The organism is Streptomyces sp. NPDC046759 (assembly GCF_040645475.1).
In the GTDB taxonomy this organism is placed as follows: Bacteria; Actinomycetota; Actinomycetes; order Streptomycetales; family Streptomycetaceae; genus Streptomyces.
Window position 1 is genome coordinate 183,509 of record NZ_JBEYYJ010000008.1, and the last position, 18,165, is coordinate 201,673.

The 18,165-nt window shown below is 72.5% G+C and carries 17 protein-coding genes and 1 pseudogene; 9 read left to right on the plus strand and 9 right to left on the minus strand.

Going from position 1 to position 18,165, the window contains the following annotated elements:
* The 3 genes from ABZ919_RS13860 to ABZ919_RS13870 are packed head-to-tail and all read right to left on the minus strand — an operon-like array spanning nt 1 to nt 1,931.
* A complete protein-coding gene (locus ABZ919_RS13860) occupies nt 1-192 on the minus strand; it encodes a ferredoxin (RefSeq protein WP_361246869.1) in 192 nt (63 codons plus the stop codon).
* Between the two features lie 60 nt (nt 193-252).
* Nucleotides 253-1,506: an NADH-ubiquinone oxidoreductase-F iron-sulfur binding region domain-containing protein gene (locus ABZ919_RS13865; protein ID WP_361246871.1), complete on the minus strand. Its 1,254-nt coding sequence runs from the start codon at nt 1,504-1,506 to the stop codon at nt 253-255.
* Entirely contained in the window at nt 1,503-1,931 is a 429-nt protein-coding gene (locus tag ABZ919_RS13870) for a hypothetical protein (protein ID WP_361246874.1), read from the minus strand. The genes ABZ919_RS13865 and ABZ919_RS13870 overlap by 4 nt, the downstream gene beginning before the upstream one ends.
* Nucleotides 1,932-2,413: 482 nt before the next feature.
* Between ABZ919_RS13870 and ABZ919_RS13875 the strand changes: the two genes are divergently transcribed.
* The 7 genes from ABZ919_RS13875 to ABZ919_RS13905 all read left to right on the plus strand — a co-directional run bounded on the left by ABZ919_RS13875 (nt 2,414) and on the right by ABZ919_RS13905 (nt 10,501).
* Entirely contained in the window at nt 2,414-3,592 is a 1,179-nt protein-coding gene (locus ABZ919_RS13875; RefSeq protein ID WP_361246877.1) for an aromatic ring-hydroxylating dioxygenase subunit alpha, read from the plus strand.
* A 171-nt stretch (nt 3,593-3,763) separates the two neighbouring features.
* The gene (locus ABZ919_RS13880) at nt 3,764-4,888 is read left to right on the plus strand and encodes a spermidine/putrescine ABC transporter substrate-binding protein (RefSeq protein WP_361246880.1); all 1,125 of its coding nucleotides are present in this window, start codon (nt 3,764-3,766) and stop codon (nt 4,886-4,888) included.
* A gap of 1 nt (nt 4,889) precedes the next feature.
* Nucleotides 4,890-5,783, plus strand: a complete 894-nt coding sequence (locus ABZ919_RS13885) for an ABC transporter permease (protein ID WP_361246883.1) — start codon at nt 4,890-4,892, stop codon at nt 5,781-5,783.
* Nucleotides 5,780-6,661 carry an ABC transporter permease gene (locus ABZ919_RS13890; protein WP_361246886.1) on the plus strand — a complete coding sequence of 294 codons (882 nt, stop codon included), beginning with the start codon at nt 5,780-5,782 and terminating at the stop codon, nt 6,659-6,661. The genes ABZ919_RS13885 and ABZ919_RS13890 overlap by 4 nt, the downstream gene beginning before the upstream one ends.
* A 4-nt stretch (nt 6,662-6,665) precedes the next feature.
* Complete coding sequence (locus ABZ919_RS13895) at nt 6,666-7,736, plus strand: ABC transporter ATP-binding protein (protein ID WP_361246888.1); 1,071 nt, start codon at nt 6,666-6,668, stop codon at nt 7,734-7,736.
* A 25-nt stretch (nt 7,737-7,761) separates the two neighbouring features.
* Nucleotides 7,762-9,075: an NAD(P)/FAD-dependent oxidoreductase gene (locus tag ABZ919_RS13900; protein ID WP_361246891.1), complete on the plus strand. Its 1,314-nt coding sequence runs from the start codon at nt 7,762-7,764 to the stop codon at nt 9,073-9,075.
* Nucleotides 9,068-10,501: an aminobutyraldehyde dehydrogenase gene (locus tag ABZ919_RS13905; protein WP_361246894.1), complete on the plus strand. Its 1,434-nt coding sequence runs from the start codon at nt 9,068-9,070 to the stop codon at nt 10,499-10,501. The genes ABZ919_RS13900 and ABZ919_RS13905 overlap by 8 nt, the downstream gene beginning before the upstream one ends.
* On the opposite strand, the gene ABZ919_RS13910 is transcribed toward ABZ919_RS13905, so the two are convergent.
* From ABZ919_RS13910 to ABZ919_RS13935, 6 genes and pseudogenes are all read right to left on the minus strand, one after another.
* Complete coding sequence (locus ABZ919_RS13910) at nt 10,491-10,913, minus strand: SRPBCC family protein (protein ID WP_361246896.1); 423 nt, start codon at nt 10,911-10,913, stop codon at nt 10,491-10,493. The two genes, ABZ919_RS13905 and ABZ919_RS13910, sit on opposite strands and share 11 nt — an antisense overlap.
* Nucleotides 10,914-10,925: 12 nt before the next feature.
* Entirely contained in the window at nt 10,926-11,378 is a 453-nt protein-coding gene (locus ABZ919_RS13915) for a MarR family transcriptional regulator (protein WP_361246898.1), read from the minus strand.
* Nucleotides 11,375-11,674 carry a DUF1275 family protein gene (locus tag ABZ919_RS13920; RefSeq protein WP_361246900.1) on the minus strand — a complete coding sequence of 100 codons (300 nt, stop codon included), beginning with the start codon at nt 11,672-11,674 and terminating at the stop codon, nt 11,375-11,377. Before ABZ919_RS13920 ends, ABZ919_RS13915 begins: the two co-directional genes overlap by 4 nt.
* A 235-nt stretch (nt 11,675-11,909) precedes the next feature.
* Nucleotides 11,910-13,142, minus strand: coding sequence for an FAD-dependent oxidoreductase (locus ABZ919_RS13925; RefSeq protein WP_361246903.1), 1,233 nt, complete (start codon nt 13,140-13,142; stop codon nt 11,910-11,912).
* 225 nt (nt 13,143-13,367) lie between these two features.
* Complete coding sequence (locus tag ABZ919_RS13930) at nt 13,368-14,516, minus strand: enolase C-terminal domain-like protein (RefSeq protein WP_361246906.1); 1,149 nt, start codon at nt 14,514-14,516, stop codon at nt 13,368-13,370.
* Nucleotides 14,513-15,085 (minus strand): annotated as a pseudogene (locus tag ABZ919_RS13935) (thiamine pyrophosphate-dependent enzyme); the annotation flags it as partial. The gene ABZ919_RS13930 and the pseudogene ABZ919_RS13935, both read right to left, overlap by 4 nt.
* A gap of 1,311 nt (nt 15,086-16,396) precedes the next feature.
* Between ABZ919_RS13935 and ABZ919_RS13940 the strand changes: the two are divergent.
* Complete coding sequence (locus ABZ919_RS13940) at nt 16,397-17,233, plus strand: SDR family NAD(P)-dependent oxidoreductase (protein ID WP_361246909.1); 837 nt, start codon at nt 16,397-16,399, stop codon at nt 17,231-17,233.
* Between the two features lie 7 nt (nt 17,234-17,240).
* Nucleotides 17,241-18,146: a DMT family transporter gene (locus ABZ919_RS13945; RefSeq protein ID WP_361246912.1), complete on the plus strand. Its 906-nt coding sequence runs from the start codon at nt 17,241-17,243 to the stop codon at nt 18,144-18,146.
* Nucleotides 18,147-18,165 lie beyond the last annotated feature (19 nt).

The following is an 18,165-nucleotide window of genomic DNA, read 5'->3' on the forward strand; positions in this document are numbered from 1 at the left end:
TCACTTCACCAGTCGCAGCGCGGAGTTGGGGCAGGCGGCCACGGCGGCCGCGGCGACGTCGGCGGCATCGGCCGGCACGTCGCTCACGAGCACCTGGGCGTACCCCCATTCGTCCAGGTCGATCAGCTCGGGCGCGGGTTCCTGGCAGAGGCCGTAGCCCTGGCAGCGGGTGGAGTCCAGCAGGAGTTTCACGGTGGGGTCCTTTCGGTGCGGCGGGTTCGGGCGGCTCGGCAGGGTGCGGGCCGGGGCGGGTCAGGGCACGGGCACCGTGAAACGGCGGCCGTCGTGGGGTGCGGGGCCGGCGCATGCGGGGCAGGTGGCGCCGCGGTGGGCGTCGATGCGGCCGGGGAAGTGGGCGAGGAGGGTGCTGACGATCCGGGCGGCGGCGTCGAGCAGACCGCAGGCGCCGCGGCCGGGAAGTTGTCGCGACCAGCGGTGCAGCTTGTCGGCCGCCGCGTCCCCCGCCTCGCCGCGGGCCACGGCCGCGAGGGTCCCGGCCAGTGCTCCGGTCCCGGAGACGCAGACCCCGCACTGCCGGGCGCTCTGCGCCGCGAGGTAGGCGGTGGCCTCGGTGGCCGCGGCAACGGGACAGTCGTCGGGGCCCAGGAAGTGCAGCGCTCCGCAGCCGAGTGCTCCGCCGGCCGCTTGCAGCAGGTCGTGGTCGAGCGGGAGATCCGTCCAGCCGGCGCCGTACAGCCCGCCGAACAGGCCGCCCAGCAGCACCGCTTCGGCCCTGCCGTGCCCGCACAGGTCGGCCAGGATCTTCAGATGCGTACCGGCGGGCACCTCGGCCAGCGCGGCTGCGCCGCCCGCCCCGGCGAGGGTCACCAGATGGGCGCCGGCCACGGCCCCCGCGGCGTCGGGGCACGCGTGCATGACCGCGATCCGGGCCAGCGTCTCGACGTTGGCGACCAGCGTGGGCGCGCCGCCGACGCCCGCCTCGAAGGGGCGCGGGGGCTTGGCCGTGGGCAGGGCCGGACCGCCCTCGATGCGCCGTACGACCGCTGTCTCCTCCCCCGCCACGTATGTGTGGTCCGTGCGTACGACGTCGACACGCAGGCCCGCGAGCCGTTCGGCGAGGGCCTGTCGGACGGCCTGCTCGGCGCGCGTGTCCGAGAGGTAGACGACGCCGTGTTCGGCGCCGGTCAGGGCCGCGGCCAGCCGCAGGCCGTCCAGGATCAGGTGCGGTCGGTGGCGCAGCAGCCACCGGTCCTTGACCGATCCGGGCTCGCCCTCCTCCCCGTTGGCGACGACGACGGGGCGTCCAGGTGCGTCGCGGACGGCGCTCAGCTTCACGGCCGTGGGGAAGCCGGCGCCGCCGCGGCCCCGGAGTCCGACTGCGGCGATCCGGTCGAGCAGCCGGTCCCGCGCGGTCAGCGGCGCGTACCCGCCCACCGCGAGGTATCCGGCGAGATCCTCGGCGTCGCGGTACGGCTCGGCACCGAACACCGGCGAGACGAGCAGGCCGGGCTGTCCTTCGGGAAGGAGGGAGCGGACGCCGGTCATACGGTGCTCCTGGGCTCGAAGTGGCCGGAGGGGGTGGCGCCGCCGCGGGCTCGCAGCAGCGCCAACGCCCTTTCCAGGTCCCGCCGCTGCGTGGCCGTTCGCGCGTAGGCGGTGCCGGGCAGGCCGATCAGCATGCGGTGGTGGTCGAGGACGACTTCACCGGCCACCAGCGCCGGCCGGGCGTCTGCGGTGGCGGAGTCCGCCGCGGCCTCGACGACCAGGCCGGTGACCTCGTCGAGGTAGCGCAGCCAGCCGGTGTGGGTGCCGCGCAGCACCAGCCGCTCGACGCGGTGGCGCTCGGCGGCGGCCAGGGCGGCCGGCGGGCGGCCGGCCGCTTTGGCCCGCAGGGCGGCCACTGCGGCGGGCAGTTCCCGTTCGGGCTCCGGCGTGAGGCCGAGCCATACCAGACTTCGGCGAGCGCTCATGCGTGCCTCCTGGGTGGCAGCGGGTCCGGACGGGCCGGAACGGGGCGGCGCGGCGATGACGGGGAGGGGGTGCTCCGGGGCCCGGAGGGCCGGGCCGGGAGACGGGTGCGGGGTGGCCGGCCCCGGGGCGGGGCGCGGCGTGGACGCTGCGGGTCGGTGCGGCGTCGGTGTCCGGCCGGAGCCGGTACGCCGCTCGGGCCGGGGTGTCCGGTTCTGGACGCTGGTTCGGGCGCTCTTCCAGGTCCGCGTGCGTACGGAATGAACGGTGAGGACCCCTCCGGGGGCCCGGGCCATCCCGCTCGCTCCGAGACTAACTAACTAATTAGTCAGGCCACAAGTCTTGACTTGCCGGCACCTTGGCCGCAATCTGACTAACCAATTAGTCAGCTGGATCCCGGCAGGTCGGAAGGCTCCCACCTGCTGGAATCCCCCCGCACAGCCTCACCGCCCATCGCCGCCGCCGCGGCGCGGAGGAGGACTCCATGCACCCCTCGACCACCACCCGGGCAGCCGCCGTCTCCCCTGCCCCGCCGGTGCCGCCCCCCGAACATGCCGGGGAAGCCCTACCGGCCCTCTACTACACAGATCCGGCCATCGCCGAGGCCGAGACCGCACGCATCTTCGCCAAGTCCTGGCAGCTCGTCTGCCACGAATCCGACCTTCCCGGGCCCGGCGCGCGCCTGACCGCCACCGCCGCCGGCCGGGAGGTGCTGGTGGTCCGTACCGAGGACGGCGGACTCGCCGCACACCTCAACGTCTGCCGGCATCGCGGCACCCGCTTGGTCACGGAAGCCGAGCCGTCCGGCAAGGCGATCCGCTGTCCGTACCACGGCTGGACCTACAAGCTGGACGGACGCCTCGTCGGCGCCCCGGAAGCACGCCGCATCCCCTGCCTGGACAAGCCCCGCCTGGGACTGCACCCGGTCAACGTCGAGTCCTTCCTCGGCTTCGTCTTCGTCAACCTCGACATGGAGGCGACCCCGCTCGGCGAGAGCTGCGCCGGGCTCGCCGAGGCCGTCGGCCGCTACGCGGGGCCCGGCCTCGTACCGGTGGGCAGGCACCGCATCCACGACCTGGCGGGCGGCGAGGAGCAGAACGCCAACTGGAAGGTGATCGTCGACAACTACCTCGAGGGCTATCACGTCCCCGTGGCCCACCCCGCGCTCATGCGCCTGCTGGACTACCAGGCGTACACCGTGGACGTCCAGGAGAACTACGTCCTGTTCGAGTCACCGCTGCGCGACAAGCCCTCCTCGAACTGGACGGAGCGGCTCTACCAGCGGCTGGCGACCCCGATGCCGGGGCTGACCGAGGCCGACCGGCGCGTGTGGCGCTACGCCGTGATCTATCCGAACACGCTCATCGACTTCTACCCTGACCACGTGCTCGCGTGGACCGCCCTGCCCACCGCCCAGGACCGGGCGGCGATCCCCGGCGCCTTCTACACGAAGCACGGGGAGAGCGTCCGCACCCGGCTGGCCCGCCGGCTGAACATCCACATCGGCTGGGTCACCAACGACGAGGACGCCGAGCTGGTGGAGCGCGTACAGGCCGGCCTGAGCACGCCCGGTTTCGAGCCGGGTCCCCTCTCGCAGCGCGAGGCCGCCGTCGGCTGGTTCGCCCGCCGGGTCCGGGACGACCTGGAGGGGGCGCCGCAGTGACGTCCACCCGCACGCCGTACACCGTATGCCTGCGGACGGGCTTACCCCTCCCTCGCTGACACACGCTCGCACCTCCCCAGACCGGTCATTCCCACGGAGTCAGGGCCTCCGTGAGCCGCACCGCCGGTCCAGCCCTGGAGTTGTGCCGTTCCTCGACGGAGAGGACGTTCCGTGTCCCCCGAGGTACTCCCACCGACCCGACGCGCCGTGCTGCGGGCAGGCGCCTGCGGTCTGTTCGGCGCCGCGGTCGGCGGCTGCGGGTTCATGCCCGCCAAAACGCCCGACGCGCAAGCGCTCGCGCCCGTGAAAGCGCGTGCCGACGGCGATCTCGTCTACTTCAACTGGGCCGACTACGTCGACCCGTCCGTGTTCAAGGGCTTCGAGAAGGAGTACGGCGTCAAGGTCGTCCAGTCGAACTTCGACTCGATGGAGGGCATGGTCGCCAAGCTCAACGCGGGCAACCGCTACGACGTCGTCTTCCCTTCCGCCAAGTGGGCCCAGCGCCTGGTCCGCGCCGGCCGGCTGCGTCGTATCGACCACGCGCAGCTCCCCAACGCCCATGCCATATTCGGCACCTACGACTACTTCGCCGACCCCTGGTACGACCCCGGCTCCGCGCACACCGTCCCCTTCACCGCGTACAAGACCGGCATCGGCTGGCGGCGCGACAGGATCGGCGAGCTGACCGGGTCCTGGCGGGACCTGTGGAGCGACAGGGTCAGGGGGAAGGTCTTCCTGCTGGACGACCGCGACGAGGTCCTCGGCATGGGCGCCCTCGCCCTCGGCCTGGACGTCAGCACCGGCGACCGCCACGACCTCGACCGCATCACCTCGCTCCTGGGCACCCTGCGGCCCCGGCTGCGCGGCTTCTCCAGCGACAGCTACAACAACCTCCTCAACGGCAACGCGCTCATGACCCAGGCCTGGAGCGGTGACATGGCCGCCATGCTCAACCAGGCCAAGGACCCCTCCGTGTTCGGCTTCGAGGCCCCCAGGGAGGGCACGCCGATCAACTCCGACTGCTACGCCATCCCCTGGAACGCCCCCCACCCCGGCACCGCGATGCTGTTCATCGACTACATGCTGCGGCCGGAGAACGTGAAGAAGAACATCGAGTACATCGGCTACCCGATGCCGGTGGCCGGCACCGAGAAGACCTACGCCGAGCTGGTCAAACCCTTCCCCGAGTGCCTCGTCACCCAGGACGACCTGAAGGTGGACCTGTTCTTCCGCAACGGCAGCCGCGCGGCGGAGGACGCCCGCGACACCGCCTGGACCCATGTGAAGGCGGGCTGACATGGCACTGCTCCGCCCCTCCTCGCGCACCCGCCGGCGCGGCGCCGACGGCACCCGCATCTGGACCTGGTTCATGCTGCCCGGCACCCTGTGGATGACCGGGTTCCTGATCGCCTCACTGTTCCTGGTGGCGGTCCTCGCGGTCGGCACCACCGACGACCTCGGCAACCCCCGCTTCGGCTTCGACCTGTCCGGCGTCCGCGCCCTCGCCGACCCCGCCTACACCGAGGTCCTGGCCCGCTCGCTCGGCTACGCCGTGCTGACCTGCGTGATCTGTCTGGTGATCGCCTACCCGGTGGCGTACACCATCGCCCTGCACGGCGGACGGTACAAACACGCGCTCATCGCGGCGATCGTGGTCCCGTTCTTCGCCAACTACCTGGTGCGCATGTACGGCTGGTCGGTGGTCCTCTCCGACGACGGGCCGGTGCTGCGCGCCCTGCGCGCGGCGGGACTCGCCGACTCCAGCACGAAGATCCTCAATACCGGTGTCGGCGTGGTCGCGGGACTCGTCTACGGCTTCGTCGTCTTCATGATCATCCCGTTGTACGCGGCCCTGGAGCGTCTGGACGTCTCCCTCATCGAGGCCGGCCGCGACCTGTACGGCGGCCCGGTCCGCACCTTCTTCTTCGTCACCCTGCCCGCCACCCGGCAGGGCGCGGCGGCCGGGCTGGTCCTGGTCTTCCTGCCCGCCATGGGCGACTTCGTCAGCGCACAGCTCATGGGAGGACCGGACCAGATCATGATCGGCAACCTCATCCAGGACAAGTTCTTCCAGGGCCAGAACTGGCCGCTGGGCTCGGCGCTGACCATGCTGCTGATGCTCGTTCTGCTGATCGGGATGTTCGGTTATCTCCGGCGCACCCGCAAGGACGAGGCGGAGGCCCGCCGATGACCCTGCTCAAGCTCCCCTCCGCCGCCGCCCCGGCCCGCTCCGCCGTCAGGAGCCGCACACGCCGCGGACGCGCCGACCGCAAGCCCCGCGTCCTCGTCGCGGTCACCGCGCTCTTCTTCGCCCTGCTGTACCTGCCCATCGCGGTCGTGGCGCTGTTCTCGTTCAACTCCAAGAAGTCGCTGACCGTCTTCGGCGGGTTCAGCCTGCGCTGGTACCGCGCCTTCGTCCACGACGACGTGCTGGTCTCCTCCCTGGGGACCAGTCTGCGCATCTCCCTGGTGGCGATGGCCGGTTCGGTCGTCCTCGGTGTGGCGCTCGCCCTCGGGCTGGTCCGCTGCCGCACCCGGCTCGGCTCACTGGCCGGCCTGATCATGCTGGTGCCGCTGGTCACGCCGGAGATCGTCACCGGTGTCGCGTCGATGCTGCTGTTCAAGGGGCTGGGGGTGGACCTGTCCACCGGCACGGTGATGCTCGCCGAGATCACTTTCTCCATCTCCTACGTCACCGTCATCCTCCGCTCCCGGGTCGCCGCGCTGAACCCGGAGGTGGAGGAGGCCGCGATGGACCTGGGCGCCACCCGGTGGCAGGCGGTCCGCCTGGTGACCCTGCCGGCCCTGCTGCCCGCCGTCCTGGCCTCCGCGGTGCTGATCTTCGCGCTGGTCTTCGACGACTTCGTCCTCGCCTACTTCACCACCGGTGTCGACCCGCAGCCGCTGTCGGTGCGGATCTACTCCGCGATCCGCTTCGGAGTGCAGCCCACCATCAACGCCGTCGGCACGCTGATGCTCGCGGGATCCGTCCTCCTGATCGCGCTCGCCCTGTTCATCCCGCGCCTCTTCGGCCGCCGCGGCGGCCTCGACATCCTCTCCGGAGAGTGACCCCATGGACGCGACCCCGGCCGTCCGGCTCGACGGCGTCTCCAAGCAGTTCGCGGACTCCTACGCCGTCCACCACCTCGACCTCGACATCGAGGCCGGCCACTTCTTCTCCCTGCTGGGCCCCTCCGGCTGCGGCAAGACCACCACGTTGCGCATGATCGGTGGGTTCAGCGACCCCACCGAGGGCGCAGTGCTGCTCGCCGGTGAGGACGTGACCGCGCTGCCCCCCGACCGGCGCAACGTCAACACCGTCTTCCAGAGCTACGCCCTGTTCGACCACTTGAGCGTCACCGACAACGTCGCCTTCGGTCTCAAGCGCAAGGGCGTGGCCAAGGCGGAGATCCGCCAGCGCGTCGGCGAGATGCTGGACCTGGTCCAGCTCGCCGGCCTCGCCGACCGCAAACCCGCCACCCTCTCCGGTGGTCAGCGCCAGCGCGTCGCGCTCGCCCGCGCGCTGGTCAACCGTCCGGCCGTGCTGCTCCTGGACGAACCGCTGGCCGCCCTCGACCTGAAACTGCGCCGGCAGATGCAGGTGGAGCTGAAGCAGATCCAGCGCGAGGTGGGCATCACCTTCGTCTTCGTCACCCACGACCAGGACGAGGCCCTGACCATGTCGGACCGGATCGCGGTGATGAGCGAGGGCCGCATCGAGCAGTGCGGCACTCCCGAGGACGTCTACGAGCACCCCGCCAGCCGGTTCGTCGCCTCGTTCATGGGCACGTCCAACCTCATGGCCGGCACCTACCGGGGCGGCGAGGTCGCCCTGGACGGCGGCCCCGCAGTGCCGGTGGGCACGCGCACCGGCATCGCGGAGGGCACCTCGGTCAGCGTCTCGGTACGCCCCGAGAAGATCTGGCTGTCCGACTTCGAACCGGGCATGTCGGTGCTGTCCGGTGTGATCCGCGAGACGGTCTACAGCGGCCCGACCACGACCTATCTCATCGAACTCGCTCCGGGCGTCACGCTGTCCGTGCTGGAGCAGAACACCGCTCGTGCACGCATGGAGGACCGCTGGAGCGGCGGCGAGACCGTGGAGTTCGGCTGGCGGCCCGAGCACTGCCTGGTCCTGGCCTGAGCCCACCGCACAGAGAGCGAATCCCATGCATCACGACGTGATCGTGCTCGGGGCCGGACTCGCCGGACTCGCCGCCGCCCGGGACCTGGCCGCCGCCGGCACCGACGTGCTCGTCCTGGAGGCCCGGGACCGCGTCGGCGGCCGGGTCGAGCAGACCCGTACCCCCGACGGCCGTACCGTCCAGCTGGGCGGCGAAGTGGTCGGCCATGCCCACACCGCCTACCTCCGGCTCGCCGAGGAACTGGGCCTGGAGCTGGTTCCCAGCTATGTCGCCGAGCCCGGCCGGATGACCCGTTGCACACCCGAGGGGCTCTCGGCCGGCGACCCACCGCACTGGTTCGGGCCGCAGGACATGGCCCAGCACGAGCAGCTCGGCCGGGAGTTCGGCGAACTCGGGGCCACCGTCGATCCCGACGACCCCTGGTCGCATCCGGAGGCGGCCGCCCTGGACCGGCTGTCCGTGGCCGACTGGCTGCGCTCCCGCCATGCCACCCCCGCCGTGGTACGGCTGTGGGACATCGGTCAACTGGCGCTGGCGGGCGGATCGTACGAACGCATCTCGCTGCTGGCCGCGCTCCGCAAGGGCGCTGCGGTGCCCGGTGCGGGCGACTACGACTACGCCGCCTGGGAGGGCCTGCGGCCGGCGGCGGGGTCGGCCACGCTCGCCGAGGTCATGGGCCGTGAGCTGAGTCCGCGCATACGCCTCGGCTCGCCCGTGACCGCGCTGGACGTACGCCCGGGCTGCTGCACCGTACGCCTGGTGACCGGTGAGGTCCTCACCGCGGCCGCCGTGGTGAGCGCCCTGCCGGTGGGACCGCTGCGGTCGGTCGCCGTCACCGGGGTGAGCGACGCCCGCCTGGCCTCGCTGCACCGCCAACGGCAGGCGACGGCCGCGAAGTTCGCCGTCGTGTACGACCGCCCCTTCTGGCGCTCCGACGACCTCAGCGGCCTGTCCGAGGCCGAAGGTGTCCTGGGCAGCACCTGGCCGCAGAACGAGGGTGTCCTGTCGGCGCTGGTGCCGCCCGAGCGCTACGGCGTCCTGCTGGGCATGCCGCCTCAGCTGCGCACCGCCGAGCTGCTCGCCGAGGTGGCCGCCATGTTCGGCGACGAGGCACTGCGGCCGTCCGCCTGCCATCTGCGGCTGTGGGGCACCGACCCGTGGACCCAGGGCTACGTCACCCAGTGGCCCCCGGGCGAGGTGATGGCGGTCGGCCCGCTGCACGGCACCCATGAACCGCCGTTCTACGTCTGCGGCTCCGACCAGTGGGTCGCCGGGTACATGGAAGGCGCGGTCCGCACCGGACGTGCCGCCGCCGAGGAGGCACTGCGCCGTGGCTGACACCGACCGTCTGACAACGCTGCTGAACCACATAGGCGGCCAGGACGTCCCGGCCGCTTCCGGAGCCGCCCTGCGGCTGGTCGACCCCGCGACCGGACTCCTGCACGGGCTGGCTCCGCTCTCCGGCGGCGAGGACGTGGACTCGGCCTGCCGGGCGGCTCGCCAGGCCTTCGACGGCTGGTCGGCCACGACGCCCGCGCAGCGGCAGACGGCACTGCTGCGCATCGCGGACTCCCTGGAGCGGCAGGCCGACGCGGTGGCGAGCGCGGAGGTGACCGACACGGGCAAGCCGCGCGCCGCGTTCCTCGGGGACGAACTTCCCGCGATCGTGGACGTGTTGCGGTACTTCGCCGGAGCCGCCCGGAATCTGCCGGGCGCCGCGGCGGCCGAGTACACGCCGGGCCGCACCTCCGTGCTGCGCCGCGAGCCGGTCGGCGTGTGCGCCCAGATCACGCCGTGGAACTATCCGCTGATGATGGCGGTGTGGAAGGTCGCCCCGGCTCTCGCCGCCGGGAACACGGTCGTGCTCAAGCCGTCCGACACCACGCCGTCCTCGGCCGTGCTCCTCGCCCGGCTGGCCGCCGAGCACCTGCCGGCCGGCGTGCTCAACGTGGTGTGCGGCGATCGTGACACCGGGCGCTCGCTGGTCTCCCATCCGCACGTCCGGCTGGTGGCCGTCACGGGCAGCGTGCGTGCCGGGCGGGAGATCGCCACCGCGGCGGCGGCCGACCTCAAACGCCTCCATCTCGAACTCGGCGGCAACGCGCCGGTGCTGGTCCACAGGGACGCCGATCTCGGGGACGCGGTCGAGCAGTTGTCGTCGCTGGCCTTCTACAACGCGGGGCAGGACTGCACGGCGCCCGCCAGGATCCTCGTCGACGACCGGATCCACGACACCTTCCTGACCGCCTTCGCCGAACGGGCCGCAGGCCGGCGGCCCGGAGCCCCCGACGACGAGTACGCCGACTTCGGCCCCCTGGCCAACCAGGCTCAACTGGCCTCCGTCGGCGATCTGCTGTCCCGTCTGCCACGCCATGCCGAGGTGGTCACGGGCGGCACACCGGTGAGCCGCCCCGGCTATTTCCACTCAGCGACGGTGATCGCCGGGGTCCGCCAGGAGGACGAGATCGTGCAGAGCGAGGTGTTCGGGCCGGTCGTCACCGTCCAGCCGTTCACCGACGAGTCCGAGGCCTTCCGCATGGCGAACGGGGTCCCGCAGGGGCTCGCGGCCAGCGTCTGGACCCGCGGCCACGACCGCGCCATGCGCGCGAGCCGGGCGCTGCACACCGGCATCGTCTGGGTCAACACGCACGGCACGACGGTGTCGGAGATGCCGCACGGTGGCGTACGCCACTCGGGTCACGGCAGCGACCTCTCGCTCACCGGTCTACTGGAGTACACGCAGGTCAAGCACGTCATGCTGTGACGGCGGCCCGGCCGGTCTCGAGGATCTCCTTGAGGGCGGCCAGTTCGGTGTCGACCAGGTCGGTCTGCTCCTTGAAGGCGGACTCGGTGAGCGACGGCGGCCGATGGAAGGTGATCATGAACTCGGCGCCGTCCCCGTTGGGGACCACGCGGGCCGGCACGCGCCAGGAGGCGGTGTCGTCGACGAAGTCGTGATCGAGGATGCCGAACTCGGCGTTGGCACGCACGCGCAGCCTGGCCGGACCCAGCGGGGTGGACATGCGCCACCAGTCGGGGTCGTCGGTGGGCTCGATGGACCGGACGTTGACCACGGCCCACCGGGGCCAGTTCGCGGGGGCGGCGAGGAAGGCGAAGACCTCCTCCCGCGGACGGTCGATGCCTATGGTCTTGGTGATGGAGGTGCTGATGCTCATGGTGCGCTTCTTTCAGGGTTCGTCGGGCGGTGTCGCGGGGTGGTTCTCGCCCACCAGGCGCCGGATCCATTCCTCCAGCTGCCGGCGCTGACCGGCGTCGAGCGAGCCGAAGTAGTGGGCGTCGTTCCGGTCGGCCAGTTCGGCCAGTTCCGGCACCAGGGCCTGCCCCTGGTCGGTCAGGACGAGCCGGACCGTGCGCCGGGAGGCGGGGTCGGGTTCGCGGCGGACGAGGCCCTTGGCCGTCAGGCGGTCGACCAGGCGGGAGACCGCTCCTGGATCGATGTCCATGTGCGCGGCCACGGCCTTGGTGGTGTCGTGGCCGTGGAACACGCTGACCATCACCCCCCACTGGGAGACGGTGACGCCGTGCCGGCCGAGTTCGGCCTCGAATCGGCTGTGGACCTCGTCGGACAGCCGGCGCAGCCAGTAGCCGAGGTGATCGTGGAGTCCGCTCGTCCTGCTCATGCGTCCACTATTATTGTCACGACAACACTTGTCAAGACAATGATGATGGCCGGGACCGGGGAGCCCAGGCGTACGGAGCGGCGCCGTCCGCGCCGCTCCAGCCTGACGATGACGGCGTGGGCGGTGGCGATTCCGGTCGCGACGGCCGCAAGGGCCTCGGCGGGACGGGCGGTCGGCGCTCCCCCCTTCGCCACCCCGAACGCGAGCAGCAGGACGTTCCCCGTCTGCAGCGCGGCGAAGGCGTGCCCCAGGCCGAGGAAGGACACGGCGTCTACGGCACCGGCGGCCATGGTCATCGGGAACAGGACGACCCTGATGGGACCTGCCGGCGCGCCGGATCACACCCCACGGCACGCGTGACGGGGGTGCCGGTGACGGACCGGCCCCGGATCGGGGGTTTCCCTCGGAAGGGCTTGTGTGCGCATGACCTCTCCCCGCGGGTTCGCCCGTGGCCGAAGCACCTGGGTTCGCATCCTGCGGCGACCGGCCTCGATCCGCACCCGAAGGCCGGACGGAGCGCGGCCCTCCGGGCTACCGGACGGCCGCGGCGGGCGGGCGTTCCCGCAGTGCGCCGTATGCGACGAAGTACGCGGGCACCCGGCGCATCCACCGCGACTCGGCGACCAGGCGTGCGACGCGCCGGGCCCTGTCCGCGCCGCCCAGGGGTGCCCGGCCCTGGAGGACGGGAGCGATGAAGCGGGCGTGGGCCACCCGCTGGAGGGCCTGTGTGGCGATGGCGGCGGGACGCCGCCGGCGCTGCACACGGCGCACGTCGCGCGGGCCCACGGTCCCCTGGCGCAGCGGCTCGGCGAGACAGCGGGCGGCGGCCACGGCGTCCTGCACGGCGAGGTTGATGCCGATACCGAAGACGGGCGACATCGCGTGCGCGGCGTCGCCGATGCACAGCAGGCCGGGCCGGTGCCAGCGGCGCAACCGGTCCAGGCGTACGTCGAGCAGTTTGATCTCGTCCCACGAGCGCACGGCGTGCACCCGGTCGGCCATCCACGGAGCGGCGGCCGCGAACTCGGCCAGGAAAGGGCCGAGACCGGCAGCGCGGCGCCGATCGTTCGTGCCCTTGGGGATGAGCCCGGCGCACTGCCAGTAGTCGCCCCGGTCGATCATCGCGGTCAGGAAGCGGTCACCGGCGGCCCCCACGAGTCCTTGCGGATCGCCTTCCTTGCGCGGCAGCCGGAACCACCAGGCGTCCATGGGGCAGGTGAAGCTGTGCAGCCCCAGTTCGGGCCGGGCCCGGGCCAGTGACCCACGGCCGTCGCAGGCGACGGTGAGGACGGCGCGCAACACGCCGGTGCGGCCCTCGGAGGTGCGGTAGCGCACTCCGGTCACCCGGCCGGATTCGATCAGGAAGTCGGTCGCTTCGGTGTTCATGCGGAGACGGAAGGACGGCTCGCGCCGGGCCTCGTCCGCAAGGAGGTCCAACAGGTCCCACTGGGGCACCATGGCCACGTAGTTGTAGGGCCCGCGCAGCACCGTGAGGTCCGCGACCGTGACCGTCGACCGGCCGGCTCCGATCGGCAGCTGCACGGTGCGTACGCGGCGCTGCGGCAGCCGGGCGAACCGCTCGGCCAGACCCAGCTCGTCCAACAGCGCCAGGGTGGAGGGGTGGACGGTGTCGCCGCGGAAGTCGCGCAGGAAGTCGCCGTGCTTCTCCAGGACCGTCACCTCGACGCCGGTCCGGGCGAGCAGCAGCGCGAGCACCATGCCGGCGGGGCCGCCTCCCAGGATGCAGCACGTGGTCCGTTCCATGGCGGTACCGCCCTTCTCCGGCGCAGTAATTCATCGTCCGATGAATATTTTACTCCTCCGCCGACCGCGCGACCGGACCCGCTCCTGTCCCGGTGGGTCGGCGTCTCCGGCGTCTGGCGGGCTCGCGGTGCTCCGGGGGTCTGCGGGTGGGTCCTGGCCGGGATCTCGCGGGTCGTCCGGCGGCGTGGCTTCGCCATCGGACTCAAGTCTCCTTCGCGAGCCTGGTCAGGTGGTCCGGGTCCCGTACAGGCGGTAGCGCTCGGCGTCGGCCCACTTGACCTCCAGGCCGAGGCCGGGGCGGCCGGTGTCGGGGCGCAGGGCACCGCCGTCGGGCGACAGCGTGCCGTCGAACAGCAGGCGCTCGAGCCGCACATGGTCGTGGAAGTACTCCAGGTGCCGCAGCCGTCGCACGGCGCAGAACGCGTGGGCCGAGACCGCCGGCGCGCAGTGCGCGGACAGGTCCAGATGGTGGGCCGCCGCCAGACCGGCCGTTTCCAGGACGCCGGTGATGCCTCCGCACCGGGTGACGTCGGCCTGGAGACAGTCCACGGCCGGGCCCTGGACGAGGTTGACGAAGTCCTGGGTGGTGTACGCGTACTCCCCCGCCGCGATCTCCAGGCGCTCCGGGCCCCGCTCGCTCAGCATGCGCAGGCCCTCCAGGTCGGCGGAGCTGACCGGCTCCTCGAACCACCGCACATCCCATTCGTCGTGGAACCGGCGCGCCCAGTACAGCGCCTGTTTGCGGCCGAGGGCCCCGTTGGCGTCGGTGAAGATCTCCGGCCCGTCGCCGATGGCCTTGCGCACGGCCGTCAGGCGTTGCGGATCGCCCTCGGGGTCCCGGGAGGTCTTGAGCTTGACGCGCGGAATTCCCTGGTCCACCCAACCGGAGAGCTGCTCGGTGAGGCGGTCGAGCGGGTAGTTGGTGAACCCGCCGCTGCCGTACACCGGGACCCGGTCGTGCCAGGCGGGGAGGACATGGATCAGGGGCAGCTCCAGCAGCCGCGCCTTGAGGTCCCACAGGGCCACGTCCACCGCCGAGACCGCCATGGCGCCGACGCCGGGGCGGCCGGCGTTGCGGATCTGGCGTCCCATCAGGTGCCAGAGGGCCGGGGGCGAGCTCGCGTCCGCCCCTGGCAGCAGGGGGGCCAGCTTGGACTCGACGAAGGAGGCGACCGACACGTCCCCGTAGGTGTAACCGAGCCCGGTGCGGCCGCCTGCGTGCACCCGGACCAGGACCATGGTGGTGGAGTCCCACTCCAGGGTGCCGTCCTGCTCCTTGCCGTCCGGTCCGTCGGTGGGCACCTCGAACGCGTGCACGTCGACCGCGTCGATCCGGCTGTCGGCCAGGTTCCCGCCGGCCGCCCCACCGCTCACGAGTGCTGTCCCGGAAGGCGCTCGGCCACCTCGGTGACCTTCTGTCGCATCCCCTTGGCGGCGATGCCCGCCCGCTCCGGATCGCGCACGGCCGCTTTGTCGGCCTTCTTGCCCTGCGCGAGCGTGAGGTGCGGCGGGATCGGCGCGATCTCGCGGTCCCCCTTGCACTCCAGGACCACCGGCACGCCGGAGGCGAGCGCCTCGTCCCACGCCTTGCCGACCCTCTTCGGCTTGTCGCAGCAGATGCCCTTCAGGCCCAGCATCTCGGCGTACTTGGCGTAGGGCACGTCGGGGACGTACTGCGAACCCGGGAACGTCGGGTCGCCGGCCATGGCGCGCTGCTCCCAGGTGACCTGGTTGAGGTCCCGGTCGTTGGACACGCAGAAGATGAACGGCGCCGGACCGGACAGACGGTCCAGGTACCGCTTGACCGTGATCATCCCGGCCATGCCGTTCCTCTGGAACGCCCCGCCACCGACGAACGCGATCTCCGGCCGGTCCGGGTGGGCGAACCGTGCCGCGATCGCGTACGGAGCCCCCGGCCCCCTCGTCGCCGGCGTCCCGGAGAGTCCGGGACAGCCGCAGACCCGCGCGATCCCCCACTCCCGCGAACGTTCCAGTACGCAGTCGGCCACCAGTGTCATGACGTGCTCTCCCTCGGATGCGCACCTCTGCCGTCGCAACTGGGTGACCCGTGGGCCTCCCGCCCAAACGGGTCCCGGTCTCCTCCGTCCGTCCGGCCGAACACCCGCCTGCCCGGGGCGCCGGGTCGGCCCGGGACGACCGCCGGGGCAGGGCGCGGTGACGGCCGTCGCTGCGCGGGAAACCGGGAGCCGCACGACGCGAAAGGCAGGGAGCCGCACGACTCCGAAGGCCGGAAGGCGTTCGACGGGAGACGCCGGACGGCCTCCGCCGGGTGCCCGCGGATGTCAGGGACCGCGGGCCGACCTCCACCGGCGGCCTCGGAGGGGTGCCGGCGCGGGCTCGCGCCGGTCGAGCCGGGGGCGCCGTACGCGTCGGGTCGCCCCGCTCCGAGGCGCTGTCCCGTCCTTGCGGCCTCTCGCGCCGTCGACGGGCTCCAGGTCCGCGAGCGCGTGCCGCAGTTGCCCCAGGCATCGGGCCAGCAGTCGCGAGACATGCATCTGCGCGAGACCCACGGCTTCGGCGATCTGCAGCATGCGAGCCTCTACTCGGACCTGCTTCCTGTCACAGCGGGTGGGTATCCCCATTCCATTGCGCTATGCAATGCTCACCCCCGTGCGGACGCGGAGTTCCGCACGTCCCGGTGACGGGGCCCGTGTCGGTGCATGGCGGGCTGAGCGGGGGCGGCGGCGCTGCGCCGACGCGGCGGCCGGCGATTCGACCGGCCGGAATCCGCCCCGGCTGATTGACCGGCCCGGCGGATGGTTACCCAGCAGGTCCGACCGTTGCACGGTCGTCATGCCGATCGCTGCAAGGTCGTCCTGCCGACCGTTGGAGGGTCGTCCTGCCGACGCACCCTCCGGATGTCCCGTCCCTCCCGCAGGCGTCCGTCGTCCGCCTCCGCCTCCGCGCGGCGGCGAACCCACCGTCCGCCGTCGGGCGGTCGCGGATCAGGAGATCCACCATGGTGCCCATGAACGTCGCCCGTATCGCCTGGGGAACCGTCCTCGCGGTGTCTCGCGGCCTGGTCCTGCGCCACCACACCTGCGCGGTGGTCCCGTTGAAGCGGGTCGCCGAGGTCCCGGACATCCCGCGGACCCGGTGCGGTTCCCCTGCCCGGCCGGTCGTTTCACGGCACGGTGTGCGGGATACCCCGTGGGGCGCCCGGCCCGCCGGGATCCAGGCACGACCGTTCCGCGGCTCCGCGTCCCGTGATCACACCTCAGCGAGGTCCGTCCATGTCCCATGACCGCTCCCGTGCCGGGTCGGCGACCCGGGCGCGGTGGGCGCCGCAGCTCCCGTCGCCGGCGGATGCGGCGCAGCGCATCGACCGCGGACCCCCCGCGTTCCGGGGCACGGCGCTCGTCACGGGCGCCTTGTCCGGGTTCGGCGCGGCCGTCGCGCGTCGGCTGTCCATCGAGGGCGGCTGGCACCACAGGGGACGGCTGGAGCGGGTGGCCGATCAGACGTCCGCCACGGCGTTCGCCGCCGACCTCAGCCGGGCCGGGGCCGACCGCGCGCTGTCCGGCTTCGTCCTGGAGCAGACCGGCCCGCTCGATCTGCTGGTGGCCTGCGCCGGGGTCGGCTGGGCCGGGCAGTTCACGTCCATGCTGCGCTCCGCCATCGACGACGTCGTCGCGGTCGACCTGCTGGCGACCCGACACGTGGTACGGCGGCTCGTGCCGTCCATGGTCGCGGCCGGCTCCGGGCGCATCGTGCTGATCGGCTCCGTGGCGGGCAGCGTAGGCGTGCGGGGCGAGGTGGTCTATTCCGCGGCGAAGGCGGGTCTGGCCGTGTTCGCCGACACCCTGCGCCATGAACTGCGCGGCACCGGCGTGGGGGTCAGCCATGTGATCCCGGGTGTGGTGGACACCCGCTTCTTCGAGCGGCGCGGGGTGCCCTACCTGCGGACCCGGCCCAGGCCGGTGTCGTCCGAGCGGGTGGCGGACGCGGTGTGGAAGGCGGTCCGGGCCGGGAAGGAGGAGGTGTTCGTGCCCTCCTGGCTGCGTCTGCCCGCCCGGGTGCGCGGCGCGGCACCGGGCCTGTTCAGGCGGCTCGCCGCCGGATTCGGTTGAGGGGCCAGTGAGCGCGCTCACGATCGTTCTCGCCCTGTTCGCGGCGCTGTCCAACGCCTCGGCCTCGGTCCTGCAGCGGCGGGCAGCGGCGGACGAGTCGGACACCCGGAGCGGGGCCCGGCATGCCGTGCGCTGGCTGGCGAACGTGCTGCAGCGGCCGCACTGGCTGGCGGGGGCCGGGCTGCTCGCCCTGTCGACGGTGCTGCAGGCCTGGGCGCTCGCCGTGGGCAGCCTGTCCGTCGTCCAGCCGCTGCTCACGAGCGAGCTGCTGTTCACCCTGGTGGTCGGCAGCGTCGTCTTCCATCGGCGTCCCGACCGTCGCACCTGGGTGGCGTTCGCCTCGCTCGGCACCGGGCTGGCCCTCTTCCTGGCCGCGGCCGCGCCGTCGCCGGGCCGGACCAGTGCCTCCGCCGGCGAGTGGCTCCTCGCGGGCGGCGCGGTGCTGGCCGCGGTGGTGGCGCTGGTGCTGGCTTCCCGCCCGACGCGGGGCGGACCGCGGGCCGCACTGCTCGGTCTGGCGTCGGCGATGTCGTTCGCGCTGACGGCCGCACTGGTCAAGGAGGTCGTGGGCAGGTTCGGGCAGGGGCCCGGGGCCGTGTTCGGGCACTGGTCGCTGTACGCGACGGCCGTCGCCGGACTCGTGAGCTTCGTCCTGTTGCAGGGCGCGTTCCGGGCCGGCTCCCTGACGGCGTCGCAGCCCGCCCTCACGCTGGGCGACGCCATCACCAGCGTGGCGCTGGGCTGGGCCTTGTTCGAGGAGCACGTCGGTCTCGGTGTCCGGGTCGTCCCCGAGGTCCTCGGGATCCTGCTCATCGGGGCGGGGAGCCTCGGGCTCGCGAGCGCTCCGTCGGTCAGCGGGGCCTGGGACGCGGCCCCCGCGGAACGTGAGGCGACGCGCCGTGAGACCCGATAGGTGCGGCGGACGGGCGGCC

Excerpts from the sequence above, each read along its gene's own strand:
- ABZ919_RS13865 (WP_361246871.1), bottom strand. The coding sequence starts at position 1,506 with ATGACCGGCGTCCGCTCCCTCCTTCCCGAAGGACAGCCCGGCCTGCTC.
- ABZ919_RS13870 (WP_361246874.1), bottom strand. The coding sequence starts at position 1,931 with ATGAGCGCTCGCCGAAGTCTGGTATGGCTCGGCCTCACGCCGGAGCCC.
- ABZ919_RS13875 (WP_361246877.1), top strand. The coding sequence starts at position 2,414 with ATGCACCCCTCGACCACCACCCGGGCAGCCGCCGTCTCCCCTGCCCCG.
- ABZ919_RS13885 (WP_361246883.1), top strand. The coding sequence starts at position 4,890 with ATGGCACTGCTCCGCCCCTCCTCGCGCACCCGCCGGCGCGGCGCCGAC.
- ABZ919_RS13890 (WP_361246886.1), top strand. The coding sequence starts at position 5,780 with ATGACCCTGCTCAAGCTCCCCTCCGCCGCCGCCCCGGCCCGCTCCGCC.
- ABZ919_RS13895 (WP_361246888.1), top strand. The coding sequence starts at position 6,666 with ATGGACGCGACCCCGGCCGTCCGGCTCGACGGCGTCTCCAAGCAGTTC.
- ABZ919_RS13900 (WP_361246891.1), top strand. The coding sequence starts at position 7,762 with ATGCATCACGACGTGATCGTGCTCGGGGCCGGACTCGCCGGACTCGCC.
- ABZ919_RS13910 (WP_361246896.1), bottom strand. The coding sequence starts at position 10,913 with ATGAGCATCAGCACCTCCATCACCAAGACCATAGGCATCGACCGTCCG.
- ABZ919_RS13915 (WP_361246898.1), bottom strand. The coding sequence starts at position 11,378 with ATGAGCAGGACGAGCGGACTCCACGATCACCTCGGCTACTGGCTGCGC.
- ABZ919_RS13920 (WP_361246900.1), bottom strand. The coding sequence starts at position 11,674 with ATGACCATGGCCGCCGGTGCCGTAGACGCCGTGTCCTTCCTCGGCCTG.
- ABZ919_RS13925 (WP_361246903.1), bottom strand. The coding sequence starts at position 13,142 with ATGGAACGGACCACGTGCTGCATCCTGGGAGGCGGCCCCGCCGGCATG.
- ABZ919_RS13940 (WP_361246909.1), top strand. The coding sequence starts at position 16,397 with ATGTCCCATGACCGCTCCCGTGCCGGGTCGGCGACCCGGGCGCGGTGG.